Here is a 13,817-nt window from a genome sequence, read left to right on the forward strand (position 1 = left end):
CCAAGAAAGGCATAGCGGGCGTTGCTTGCCACGCGCAGCTCGTTCAGGTCCATCGGCACGCGGGCCGAGACCTCGTCGTTCTTCTCGAGCGGCAGGTTGTTCCAGACGGTCTGCACGATCGGCTGCGCGCTGCCGCGGTCGAGCAGCACGGCGACGACGGCCAGGCGGCCCTCGGCGTCCTTGTGCACGAGGTGCGCGACCATGTCGAACTGGCGGCCATCGATGCGCTCCTCCGACGGGCGATGGAAATGGAACTGGACCAGATCGTACATGCGCCCCATCACTGCCATCGTATTGCCCGGCCCCAGATTCACCTGGATGGTGTGGCCGTTGTCCTCGATGCGGAAGCGGGTTGGCTTGTAGTCGAATTTCACCGCCTCCAGATCCACCTTGATGCCTTCGCTGATGTCGATGGGTGACTGGCGCTTGCCGATGCCGCACATGGCGTTCTTGGGATCAATACGGTGAAGAATACAGTTGGATTGATGGTTATTTACAACGTTTTGATACAAATGGCACTCCTGTAGGTAGCGAAACTCAAATAAATACCTATACAAAATATCATCAAATGCCAGATTCAGTAACAGAATTAAATGATGGTGGCTTTGTCGTGGTGTGGTCGTCTCTTGGGCAAGATGTCGACGCTGGTACATTCGTATACAATGTTTATGGTCAGCGTTACGATAGTTCGAGTACTGTAGTGGGTGAAGAGTTTCGTATCAATACCTACGAAGCAGGCTTTCAGACACTTGCATCTGTGACAGCCATGAATGATGGAGGCTTTGTGATAGTATGGACATCTTATGGTCAAGATGGTTCGGATGGTGGTATTTATGGTCAGCGTTTTGATGCAAATGGCCAACGGATTAGTTTGCAAACGGTAATTAACCAAGCTCCAATACTTACAGGCACACAATCGCTCCTAGCTAACGCTAGAGAAAACACGTCTTATACTTTATTGGTGAGTGATTTACTACAAGGTTTTAGTGATGTTGATGGTGATACCCTGTCAATAAATAACTTAATGGCAGACCATGCCACGGTAGTTAATAACAGCAATGGTACTTTTACTTTAATGTTAGAGGCAAATTATAGTGGTGTAGTTGGTTTAAGCTATCAAGTGACAGATGGGCATAACAGCAGTGTTGATGCAACACAATCCTTTAATGTTATGGCAATTAACAATACCACAGGTACATCTAGCGCAGATACCTTAGTAGGTAGTAACCAAGATGATGTGTATATCGTTAATCATGTGCGAGACGTTGTTATTGAGGCAGATGCTAATGGTGGTATTGATACCGTACAATCTTCACTGAGCCATAACTTAGGGACTAACCTAGAAAATCTTGTGTTGGTAGGTAGTGGTAACCTATCAGGTACAGGCAACAACCTAGACAACACTCTAACAGGTAATGACGGTAACAATCGTTTATTAGCAGGTTTAGGCAATGACACTCTTTATGGCGGTGCAGGTGGCGATACTTTAAATGGTGGTCAAGGTGCTGACCAAATGTTTGGTGGTGCAGGAAATGACACCTTTACCGTAGAAAATGCTAATGATTTAGTGATTGAATTTGCTGATGAAGGCTATGACACGGTTAATAGTTTTGTCACCTACACTTTAACCGCCAATGTTGAACGCCTCAATTTAGAAAATGCAGGCGGACAAATAGATGGTTTTGGTAATGATTTAGACAACACGCTCAATGGCAATAACGCTGCTAACTGGTTAGTCGGCGGTGCAGGTAACGATACCCTACAAGGCAAAGGCGGAGCAGATACCTTAGAAGGCGGTTTGGGTGATGATGTTTATTATGTGGATAACATAGGCGATGTTGTCACTGAGTTAGCAGGCGAAGGTACAGACAAAGTTAATAGCACTGTCAGTTACACCTTAACCGCGAATGTGGAGCAGTTGTATTTAACAGGCATTGCTAGTTTATCGGGTACAGGTAATGGCCAAAACAATATTATCTATGGTAACAGTGGTAATAACCTATTGAGTGGCGGTGCAGGCAATGACAGCTTAAATGGTGGAGCAGGTAATGACACCTTAGACGGCGGACAAGGTAATGATACCTTAGTCGGTGGTTTGGGTAATGATACCTATTTGTTGGGTGTGGGTTCAGGCCGAGACACGATTGATAACAAAGACAGTGTTGGTAACGATGTGTTGTTATTGGGTACAGGTGTAACTGCCGAACAAGTGTGGTTGCGTCAACTGGGTAATGATTTGGAGGTGTCTATTATTGGCACAAATAACAGTGCCAAAATCAAAGGTTGGTATGGTACAGATGAAGCAAGCAAAATAGATAGTATTCAGCTTTCAACAGGAAATACTTTATTGGCAAGTGAAGTACAATATTTGGTTGAGGCAATGGCAGCCTTTACACCGCCACCAATAGGTCAAACTACATTAACCAATGAGCAACAAGCTGCCTTATCAACCGTAATTACAACCAGTTGGTAATAAAAAAGGGCGCATCGCGCCCTTTTTTATTTGCCAGAGGCTTGTTGAGCCGCTTGCATCGCTTGATGTTGAGCGGTCATTAATACCTGACTCAGTGTGCTTAAGGTACTAATAATATCACCATATTCAGGTAATTTAGTTCTGACAATATCACTGGTGGCATTAATCAGACTGATTTTGTCACCCAATGATAATTGGCCACTTGAATAACTAACCAAGTTATTTTTAACAGAATCCATTGCTGTTAAACGTGCTTGATATTTACTAATCCCATCTGGTGTTGTTTGTTTGCGTAAAGAATCTTGAGTTTTTTGACGTTTTACTTCCATAGCAACGATTAAGCCTGTGACGGTTGCCATACCAATCGTTGTATCTTTAAAAGCTGGTCTAGGTTGACCATTCATATTGCTATTGCTTGGCATTTGCATACATGCTGTTGTGAATAAGCTTAAAGCAAGAAAAAAAGCAGTTTTTTTCACAAAATTGACTCCTCATTTTTAGCGGTCATTTTAGCAGAGTTAAAGCGACTAAGTATGGATGTTTTGTTTTAGTCTAGAAACTGTTACACATTTGCGTACGAATTCGATTTAATGTTTGTTTAATTTTTTGTTGAATCCTTGTATTAGACAAAAAATTGAGAGTTTGAGTTAAAAATATGATCAATGTTAACACTGTGAACGTGCAGTCATTAAATTGACTGTATTGTCGAGACATGAATTTTTAAACTATATCAATGTCAGTCTGTCCAGATTTTATCTGTGGCTTTTTTGGATAAACGTCACTCTATTTTGACGAGAGGTTGTTACAATGGCTCAATATAAAGCTCCACTCCGCGATATGCAATTTGTTTTACATGATGTGTTAAATGTTGAACAACATTATGCAAGCATTCCAGTTTTTGCTGAAACTAACCGTGAATTGGTTGACAGTATTTTAGAAGCCGGCGCGCAATTTTGCGAAAACGAACTTTCTCCAATCAATCGTAGTGGTGACGAAGAAGGTTGTCAATTTAACGATGGCGAAGTCAGCACACCAAAAGGCTTTAAAGAAGCATACAAAAAATTTGTTGAGCTTGGCTTTGGCGCATTATCTGCTCCTGTCGAGCATGGCGGTCAAGGTTTACCACCTTCATTAGGTGTAGTAATGAGCGAAATGATGGGTACTTCCAACTGGTCTTGGGGTATGTATCCTGGTTTGTCTCACGGTGCAATCAATACTTTAGAAGCACACGGTGATGCACATCAAAAAGAAGTTTACTTAACCAAATTAATTTCTGGTGAGTGGACTGGTACTATGTGTTTAACAGAATCTCATGCAGGTTCTGACTTAGGTATCATTCGTACTAAAGCTGAGCCACAAGCTGATGGCAGCTACAAAATCACTGGTACTAAAATCTTCATTTCTGCTGGCGAACACGACATGGCTGATAACATCATCCATATCGTTTTAGCTCGTTTACCAGATGCACCAAAAGGTACTAAAGGTATCTCTTTATTCATCGTGCCAAAATTTTTACCAACTGCTGATGGTGGTGTTGGTGAGCGTAATGGTGTTAAGTGTGGTTCTATCGAACACAAAATGGGTATCAAAGCCTCTGCAACTTGTGTGATGAACTTTGATGGTGCAACTGGTTACTTAATCGGCCCACCAAATAAAGGCTTAAACTGCATGTTCACCTTTATGAACACTGCACGTATTGGTACGGCTATTCAAGGTGTTGCTGCTGCTGAAGGTTCTTTCCAAGGTGCTTTAGAGTATGCGCGTGACCGTACCGCAATGCGTTCTTTAACTGGTGCAAAAAACCCAGAAAAAGAAGCTGACTTAATTATCGTTCATCCAGCAGTACGTCAATTATTATTGACTCAAAAAGTATTTGCTGAAGGTGGCCGTGCATTGGTGTACTGGTTATCTAGCTACAATGATATTGTTCAAGGTTCTGCTGATGCTGAAGCTAAAAAAGCAGCCGATGATATGATGTCCTTGTTAACACCAATTGCTAAAGCTTTCTTAACAGAAGTGGGTTATGAAGCAGCAAACCACGGTGTACAAGTTTACGGTGGTCATGGCTTTATTCGTGAATGGGGTATGGAACAAATCGTTCGTGATACTCGCATTGCCTTATTGTATGAAGGTACAACCCAAATCCAAGCATTAGACTTATTGGGTCGTAAAGTATTGCAAACTCAAGGTGCAATGCTCCGTAACTTTACCAAAATTATTCACAAATTCTGCCAAGCTAACGAAGGCAACGCCGACATGGCACAATTCGTTAACCCATTAGCTCAACTCAACAAAGAGTGGGGCGATGTGACAATGCGTATTGGCATGAAAGCAATGGCTAACTATGATGAAGCTGGTGCAGCTGCTGTTGATTACTTAATGTACTCTGGCTACGTCACTTTGGCTTACTTGTGGGCATTAATGGCACAAACTGCTCAGCAAAAATTAGCCGCTGGTGAAGGCGATGCTGCATTCTACAAATCTAAAGTACAAGCAGCTCAATTCTACTTTAAGAAAATTTTACCACGTACCAGAACTCACGTTGAAGTGATTGATGGTGGTGCAGAAACCTTGATGCAAATGACTGCTGATGGTTTTGCTTTCTAATTATGCGATAATATCGCCAGAAAGTGCTGAAGAAGCCCGCTAATCAGCGGGCTTTTTTACGAAATATACCCTTACCCCAACCCTCTCCCAGTGGGAGAGGGAGAATTACCCCATCTTAACCCCATCCTCAATGAGGGAAGGGAAAATTAGAGGAAAGAACATGCCAATTTATAAAGCTCCTCTGCGTGATATGCAGTTCACCTTAAATGAAGTCTTAGAAGCCAATACTTTTTGGCAAAATACCCCTAAATTAAGCCATGTTGATGGTGATACCGTTAATGCTATCTTAGAAGCAATGGCTCAGTTTAGCGAAGATATTTTATTACCCATCAACCGTAGTGGCGATGAAGAAGGTTGTACCTTTAACAACGGCGTGGTCACTGTACCAGCAGGTTTTAAAGAGGCCTTTAAACAATATGCCGAAGGTGGTTGGATTGGTTTAGGTGCAGAAGAAGAGTTTGGCGGTCAAAGCATGCCCAAAATGCTCACTGTCTTAACCGATGAAATGTTATTCGCCACTAATCCATCGTTTACCTTGTATCCTTTGTTAACTATTGGTGCAGGTATGGCAATGGCTCAACACGCGAGCGAAGAGTTAAAAAATACCTATTTGCCCAAAATGTACTCTGGTGAATGGTCTGGCACAATGTGCTTAACAGAACCACATTCTGGTACTGATTTAGGTATTATCCGCACCAAAGCCGAACCACAAGCTGACGGCACATTTAAAATCACCGGTACTAAAATTTTTATTACCGGTGGCGAACACAACATGACCGAAAATCATGTGCATTTAGTGTTGGCTAAATTACCTGATGCTCCAGCAGGTTCTCGTGGTATTTCCTTATTCTTAGTGCCTAAGTTTATGGTGAATGCTGACGGTAGTGTTGGCGAACGTAATGCAGTGGGTGCAGGTTCTATTGAACACAAAATGGGTATTAAAGGTTCTGCAACCTGTGTGATGAACTTTGATGGTGCAACTGGCTTCTTAATTGGTAAAGTTAACGAAGGCTTAGCAGCTATGTTCGTGATGATGAACTACGAACGTTTATCCATGGGTATTCAAGGTTTAGGGGCTTCTGAAGCCGCTTATCAAAATGCAGCAGCTTATGCGCGTGACCGTTTACAAGGTCGCTCGGCAACTGGTACAAAAATGCCAGAAAAAAATGCTGACAGCATTTTAGTACATCCTGACGTTCGTCGTATGTTATTAAAGATTCGTGCAAACAACGAAGCTGGTCGTGCTTTTGCTTTATACACTGCACAACAATTAGATGTGACTAAATTTAGTGATGACCCAGCCGCGCGTAAATTAGCCGCTGATCGTGTTGCTTTATTAACACCTGTTGTTAAGGCGTATTTGACTGATAAAGGTTTAGAAAACTGTATCGAAGGTCAACAAGTATTGGGTGGTCATGGCTTTATTCGTGAATGGGGCTTAGAGCAATGGGTACGTGATACGCGTATTGCTCAAATTTATGAAGGCACTAACGGCGTACAAGCCCATGACTTAATGGGTCGTAAAGTAGCCAAAAATAACGGTGCTTTTGTTGCACCATTAATTGCTGAAATGCGCGAATTTAATGCAACCTTAGCTGGTAATGCTAACTTGGCTTTTATTCATGATGCTTTAGAGCAAGCCGCTAAAGACATTGAAAGTGCGACACAATTTGTGATTGAGCAATCTCAGCAAAATCCTGACCAAATCAATGCTGCTGCGGTAGATTATTTACACGCCTTTGGTTTGTTAAATTTTGCTTATATGTTTGCCAAAATTGCTAAGGCGGCAGATGGTAAAGACGATACTTTCTATGCCGATAAATTACGTTTGGCTAAATTCTTTGTCACCCGTATGTTGCCAGAGTTAAAGTCGCGTGTAGCCAGCATTAAAGCAGGTTCTGACGTGATGATGGATTTTGATATGGCTTATTTCTAAGTTTTATCAAATCTTACATAAAAAGGAGTGCTAGTCACTCCTTTTTTATTGCCTAAAGATCAATAAGTTATTTACACTAAAACCACAATCAAAACGTCAACAGACCCTGATATTTTATGAATCGCTATCTTTTTTTGTTATCTAGTCTTAGTGTTTTAATAAGTACTACTGTTTATGGTGAAGCTGAAATTGCTCCACAACAATTGTTACCAGCAGATGTATTAATTGAAGCAATTAACCAAAATTTTAATCAAGATACTTGTATTGAGCGTGATAATGAAGGGCGTTTTTTGGGATGGTTAGATAATCAACATTGTTTTTTATCGAGTCGGGCGACACAAACAGCACAATGGCTAGATGGCTTATTTGGCCAAGATCATAGCGAAAATGAATATCAGGCCAAAAGTCGGATTCGTATTGTGAATGATTTTTCGTGGTTGGAAGGTAGCGGATTAAGTGCGGATATGCGTATTAGAGCTTCACTTAAATTACCTAATGCCAAACGACGTTTTCATTTAGTGATTAGTGATGATGAAGAAACGTTAAATCCCGAACATAAAGCATCGGTTAAGGATGACGAAAGTTTTAAAACCAGTGCTGCGATTCGTTGGATTCCTAATATTGCCTCGCGTGTGCGTTATAGCTTTGATATTGGTGCGCATGCCAGTGACATTTTTACCCGTTTGAGAGTGCAGCGAGCATGGCGAGTCAGCGATGACAGTTTATTACGTTTTCGGCAATCCATTCGTTATGGCCTTAAAACAGAAACAAAGGCAGTGACTGAGTTAGAAGCAGAGCGACTGTTAAATGAATCTACTGTGCTAAGAATAGGATCATCTTTGCAATATTGGCAAAATGAGCCAGAGTCAGTTGGTTTGCGTTGGTCACAAAGTAATACGATTTTACATCGTATCAGCCGTAATCGTAGTATCGCTTATGGTTTTACGGTGGATGGTGTGCAACAACCAAATTGGACTGTTGCTAATGATCGGCTGTTTTTTTTATATCGGCAGTCGATTTGGCGGTCTTGGTTATACTATGAATTGGAGCCACAATTAGTTCGAGATTGGACAACAGATAAAGACATAAAATCTTTATTTGTACTAAGATTAGAAGCAAACTTGGGATATTAGGTCAGCCTTTACGAACAAAATTCTAATAATGCATTTTGTAGTTCACCCAATTCAACAGGTTTACTAAGGTGTTTATTCATGCCTGCATTTAAGGCTTTTTGTTTGTGTTCTTCTAAGATATGAGCCGTTAAAGCCAAAATAGGTGTGGCAGAGCGTAACTCCTTTTTTTCCCATCGTCTAATTTCTTGGGTAGCGGTATAACCATCCATAATTGGCATATCACAATCCATTAAAATAATATCAAATTTATTATTCATCACTGCTTGCACAGCTTCTTGGCCGTTGTTAACAATCGTATGATTGACTCCAAGCTTCTGCATCATGCCATGAATCACTTTTTGTCCCAATTGATTATCTTCGGCAATTAAAACGTGTAAATGATCCAATTGTCGCTCAGGTTGTTTAAGATTTTGTTGAATTTCTTGTTGGCGTTTAAGTTCTTGACTAATGATTTGTCTGAGGGATTTATTGGTAATCGGTTTGGTAATAACGCGATGAATACCGGCATTGCGTGCTAAGGTTTGAATATTGTTTTGTCGTAGGCCTGTTAGCATTAATAAAATCACATCATTCGTGATGAGCGTATCTTCTTTGAGACGGACTGCCAGTTGCAAACCACTCATACCGGGCATTTGGTAGTCCATAATAATTACATCAAAGGCCTGACCTAAATTGGCTGCATTACGTGCTACAGCAAGTGCTTCCGCACCACTTGTTGCATAACTGACGCGCATTCCCCATTGAGTTGCTTGTTCGGCAAGTAATTTGGTCACAGTTAGATTGTCGTCAACAACCAATAACCTTTTGCCTGCAAAAGAGGCAATAAATTCGGTGGTAGAGTCGTTAAAACCAGTATTAGGTGATTTAAGTGGCAAGTTAAAACTGACCGTTGTGCCTTGATGAGGGATGCTATCAATATGTAATTCACCACCCATCATTTGCAAAATTTGTGCACAGGCATTAAGTTCGGGGGCAATATGCCATGTATGCCTACTTTGTTGTATAGGCTTGGCTTGTAGAGCAGCGTTTATGTCAGACTCGCTCATACCAACCCCTGTATCTTGTACACTAAATTGTATGCCTAGTTGTTTGCCTAATGTGACGTATTTGATACTAATAATGACTTCACCAGATTGAGTAAATCTAATGGCATTATGTAGCAAGCGAGACAAAATTTGCCGTAAACGAACAGCATCACCCAAGATTTGCTTGGGTAAAGAAGAATCTAAATAAGAGATTAATTCTATATTTTTGTCTTCAGCCTGTGTTTTAAACATGTCTAAGCAGTAGTGTAATAGCTCTGTAACATCAAAGGCTTCTTCTAAAATAATCAGCTCTTGTTCTGCGGCTTGAGGATTGTCTAGTCGATCATTAATCAAGTGCAAGAGAGTATTGCCTGATGATTGAATCGTTTGGACATAATCCCGTTGAGTCATATTAAGTGAGGTTTCTAACAATAATTCGGACATCCCTAAAATCCCACTGAGAGGTGTGCGCATATCGTGGCTTAATTCACTGAGTTGTTGATTGTTTATGTCACGTGGGGGAGGAGAGGACGGCTCGTCTGGAGATTTTTCTTCAATTTCAACAAAATGTCTAAAACTTTCTTGTCCAAACAGATTACTAATTAAAGAGGCACAAATACAGAGGGTGATAATTAACACAGCCAATAAAGAAGAGTTACCTTTATAGCCCAAAATTAAAATAAAACTATGATTGATGCTAATAAATAGTGTACATACCAATAACGCTATCATATGCCGACGATCATAGAGTGTTTTATGATGAATCACCCAAGCAACAATCAAAAAAGTAGTAATACTTAATAAAATAGAGAGACTAAATGCGGCAAAATTAGGCAAAACTAAATTTAGAACAAGACTAGCTGCAACAGTGTATTGATACCAACGCATATAAATTTGATCTTGTTCTGTGGGTTGGCACAAAAAGCGCATTTGTTCGCTAAGGGCAAGTAACGGTAAAAGGCATAATGAGGGTAAAAACCAACGTAATAATGATTCAGAGGGAAAAATCAGCGACGTTAATAAAATCAACTGGCTACCGACAAAGCCTAGATGTCGCCAGCTCAGTGTTGCAGGATAGCGCATAATCCAAGGTAGTGATATAAAGGCTAATCCAAAGCCTAAAGCTATTACGAAGAGCCAAGCTGATTCTAACACCATACAGACCCTATCCTCATTAAAATTGGCAATACCACGGCCATGCACCTAAATTATCTATAGGCTAACATATATTGCCAATAATGGGTTAATATCATCAAAAGCTTGGCTATGTTCAATTTTAAAAGTCATGAGCTGCTACGATTAGGGAATTAATAATTATGCTAGAAAAATTAAAAATTCAATTAAAGCATTTTCCGATTTGGATGGGATTAGTTATTTTATCGCTATTTGTGGTGTTGGAGTTAATAGCGATTAATAAGCCTCATAGTGTTGCAGATAATTGGTTAAAGCGAGTTGATACGCTAGTTTATGATTGGCGTTTTCAGGGGTTTATGCCTAAACGCGAAGAAACGACCAAAATCGTGATTATTGACGTTGATGAACGCAGTTTAAAGCAAGAGGGACGTTGGCCGTGGTCGAGAGAGAAATTAGCCAAATTAGTTGAAGCATTACAACGTCAACAAGTAAAGTTAATTGGCTTTGACGTGGTATTTTCAGAAGAAGAAAGAAATGCAGTGCAACAGGTATTAGCACATTCTGGATTAAGTGACCAAGCTAAACAAGAATTACAACCTTTAATTCCAGTATTAGATGGTGATAAAAAATTTGCTCAAGCGATTACTCAAAAAACGGTATTAGGCTTCTTTTTACATGGTGCAGGCGGCATTAATAGTGGGGTATTGCCAACACCATTATTAACCGTTGAACCGCGTGATCTTGATAAAGTTACTATCAACTTTATGCCTGATTACACGGGTAATTTAGCCGTATTTGCCAATGCAGCATTGGGTGAAGGTTTTATTACCACATTGCCTGATGTTGATGGAGTCATGCGTCGCTCACCTTTAGTGTTACGTTATGAAAATGGTTTATATAGCTCTTTGTCTTTGGAATTGGCTCGGATTTACTTAAATCAATCGTCTATTCAATTACAGATGGTTAAAAGTGGTGGTCAATTACGTTTAGAATCCATTAATTTAGGTAATCATAAAATTTATACCGATGAATCGGGTATGGCATTAATTCCTTATAAGGGCAAAGGTAAAAGTTATACCTATATTTCAGCGACTGATATTTTAAACAATCCTAATAATATGCCAGTCTTAAAAGATGCCATTGTTTTAATAGGTACATCAGCACTTGGTTTAACGGACTTAAGAACCACCCCCTTACAAACTGGCTATCCTGGTGTAGAAATTCACGCCAATCTATTAGATGCAATTATTCAAAGTGTGGGTGATCAAAATCACATGTATTATCGCCCTGATTGGGAACCAGGTTTAACCTTTTTAATTTTGTTGTTAAGTGGTTTGGCATTTGTTTTTATTTTGCCAATGCTTGAACCAGCCTATATGTTGGCCGTTGCAGGTGCATGGTTAACTTTATTAGTTATTGTTAACTTGGTGTCATGGAAAGTTAGTCATTTAGATTTTCCTTTGGCTATTTTGGTCATTTCTACGTTCAGTATTGCCATTTTAAATATTGGTTATGGCTTTTTGCGTACCAATAATCAAAAACGTGAAATGAAAATGCTCTTTGGTCAATATGTGCCACCTGCACACGTTGAGCATATGTTGGAGAATCATCATTTAGCAGGTTTAGAAGGTGAGTCACGACACATGACAGTGTTGTTTTCGGATATTCGTAATTTCACCACCATTTCTGAAGGCTTAAAGGCAACCAAACTTAAGCAGATGTTAAATGAGTTTTTTACGCCAATTACAGGTATTATTTTTCAACATAATGGCACAATTGATAAATATGTCGGTGACATGGTGATGGCTTTTTGGAATGCACCGTTGTTAGATGCAAACCATGCTGAACACGCCATTGATGCTGCTTTGTCGATGTTAATTAAAGTAGAAGAGTTAAAACCGATATTTGTTGCGAAAGGTTTGCCAGAAATAGACATAGGTGTTGGTATTAATACGGGCTTTATGAATGTCGGTGACATGGGTTCGATGTATAGACGAACGTATACCGTATTGGGTGACTCAGTGAATTTAGGTTCGCGCTTAGAAAGCTTAACTAAGTTTTATGGTGTTAAGTTATTGGTTGGTGAGGGAACTTATGATGTTGCACCACAGTTTTTATATCGTTTGGTTGATAAAATTATTGTTAAAGGCAAACGAGAGCCTGTGTGTGTGTATGAGCCTGTATGTCGCGTTGAGGAGGCTAGCGATAGTCGTAAACAGCGTATTGAGCAATATAATCAAGCATTAGCACATTATTATAGTCGTGAGTGGGATGCTGCCGAAAAAATCTTGCGCCAGTTACATAAAGCAGATCCTGAACGTAAGCTCTATAAAATGTATTTAGAGCGGATTGATGAGTTGCGTTATGAAGTCTTGCCTGATGATTGGATGGGTGTGTTTGAACATCGGAGTAAATAAAATTTTGATTATGTTTAATAAAGGTGTGAATAAAATTCAGACAAAGAGAGTTTAGATTTAATTATTGAGTGAATGTAAGTAATGTTACAGCAGTTACAAGCAGGATATATATTCGACTGTGTTAAAGATGTATTAGAAACGAAATACCAACCGACAGAAGTTCAAGGACTTTTGACGCAGCTTTCCTATTTTGATGTTGATGTAAACTCAACTGTTGAACTCAAAGACAATTCAAAATTTGAACAAATTTTGTCAGTTGCTCATAACATCATTTCAAGAGGTTTACCTACAAGACCAACACTTTGGTTGGAAAACAAAATCCTGCAAGCATTTGACTTGACACAACAAGACGAAAAACTGCTTGATATTGGAACGATACGACAAATTTTAAAAGCTGATGAAACGCTAATTGAAAAACTCTTTCGGGCTTTACATATCATTGACCCGAATTTGAAAGACAGCAATATGTCAAAACAGAAAATAACTACTCGGGAAAATTTAGGAAGTTCTTTTGAAGAAGATTTTTTGTATAATCAGCTACCTAAATACGCTTCGCCTATTTGGGTTCAGCTATTGGAAACACAAAGAGAGTTAGAAAATGTTTTACGGTTTTCAACTACAACAGAAGATGAAGTTGAAAAATACATAAACGGAACAATTAAAATTTTTAATGAACAACGTTTAGATTTTTCTATTGAGTTTCCATATAAAATAAAAGAGCAAAGAGGGTTTATAGTTGAAATAGACGGAAGCCAACACGAAAACCACCCGCAAAATCTTATTGACACAGACAGAGATAATGCAACAGAAAAAGCAAAATGGGGAAAGGCAATAAGAATTAAAACAAGCGATTGGAAAAATATTGAAAACAAAATAAGCCCAATTAAGCAATTTGAAAGCGAACAATTTTTCAACTTGCTAAAACAAAATTTTGAAACCCCTCTTTATTCTGAAAATGAAGGATTTGAAATGATCACCAAAGTAAGAGCTAAAATAAAAATCTATAAAAAAGAAGGTTATGAATGGGCTAATAAAGCAGTTAGCTATTACATTGGAGGAAACTCAAAGGAAAAAGTCTATTTTTCGGATGCA

At 39.6% G+C, this 13,817-nt stretch carries 9 protein-coding genes; 6 read left to right on the forward strand and 3 right to left on the reverse strand.

Going from position 1 to position 13,817, the window contains the following annotated elements:
* Positions 1-443, reverse strand: a 443-nt coding sequence (locus tag Q0212_RS00370) for a carbonic anhydrase (RefSeq protein ID WP_297920612.1), incomplete at its 3' end; no start/stop codon positions are given.
* On the opposite strand from Q0212_RS00370, the gene Q0212_RS00375 reads away from it, so the two are divergent.
* Complete coding sequence (locus tag Q0212_RS00375) at positions 416-2,473, forward strand: cadherin-like domain-containing protein (RefSeq protein ID WP_297920614.1); 2,058 nt, start codon at positions 416-418, stop codon at positions 2,471-2,473. The two genes, Q0212_RS00370 and Q0212_RS00375, sit on opposite strands and share 28 nt — an antisense overlap.
* Positions 2,474-2,499: 26 nt before the next feature.
* Here the strand turns inward: Q0212_RS00375 and Q0212_RS00380 are convergent, their stop codons facing one another.
* Positions 2,500-2,952 carry a hypothetical protein gene (locus tag Q0212_RS00380; protein ID WP_297920616.1) on the reverse strand — a complete coding sequence of 151 codons (453 nt, stop codon included), beginning with the start codon at positions 2,950-2,952 and terminating at the stop codon, positions 2,500-2,502.
* A 328-nt stretch (positions 2,953-3,280) separates the two neighbouring features.
* Here Q0212_RS00380 and Q0212_RS00385 point away from each other — a divergent pair, with 328 nt between their 5' ends.
* The 3 genes from Q0212_RS00385 to Q0212_RS00395 all read left to right on the forward strand — a co-directional run bounded on the left by Q0212_RS00385 (position 3,281) and on the right by Q0212_RS00395 (position 8,149).
* Entirely contained in the window at positions 3,281-5,080 is a 1,800-nt protein-coding gene (locus tag Q0212_RS00385; RefSeq protein ID WP_297920618.1) for an acyl-CoA dehydrogenase C-terminal domain-containing protein, read from the forward strand.
* A gap of 160 nt (positions 5,081-5,240) precedes the next feature.
* Entirely contained in the window at positions 5,241-7,016 is a 1,776-nt protein-coding gene (locus Q0212_RS00390) for an acyl-CoA dehydrogenase C-terminal domain-containing protein (protein WP_297920620.1), read from the forward strand.
* 116 nt (positions 7,017-7,132) lie between these two features.
* Positions 7,133-8,149, forward strand: coding sequence for a hypothetical protein (locus Q0212_RS00395; RefSeq protein ID WP_297920622.1), 1,017 nt, complete (start codon positions 7,133-7,135; stop codon positions 8,147-8,149).
* A gap of 8 nt (positions 8,150-8,157) precedes the next feature.
* Here Q0212_RS00395 and Q0212_RS00400 read toward each other — a convergent pair whose 3' ends face one another.
* Entirely contained in the window at positions 8,158-10,332 is a 2,175-nt protein-coding gene (locus tag Q0212_RS00400) for a response regulator (protein ID WP_297920624.1), read from the reverse strand.
* A 158-nt stretch (positions 10,333-10,490) separates the two neighbouring features.
* On the opposite strand from Q0212_RS00400, the gene Q0212_RS00405 reads away from it, so the two are divergent.
* Together Q0212_RS00405 and Q0212_RS00410 are read left to right on the forward strand one after the other, a co-directional pair.
* Positions 10,491-12,725: a CHASE2 domain-containing protein gene (locus Q0212_RS00405; RefSeq protein ID WP_297920626.1), complete on the forward strand. Its 2,235-nt coding sequence runs from the start codon at positions 10,491-10,493 to the stop codon at positions 12,723-12,725.
* Between the two features lie 81 nt (positions 12,726-12,806).
* Positions 12,807-13,817 (forward strand): hypothetical protein (locus Q0212_RS00410; RefSeq protein WP_297920628.1); only part of this gene is annotated, 1,011 nt, incomplete at its 3' end.

Origin of the sequence: uncultured Agitococcus sp., from assembly GCF_937920075.1 — a bacterium.
GTDB lineage: Bacteria > Pseudomonadota > Gammaproteobacteria > Pseudomonadales > Moraxellaceae > Agitococcus.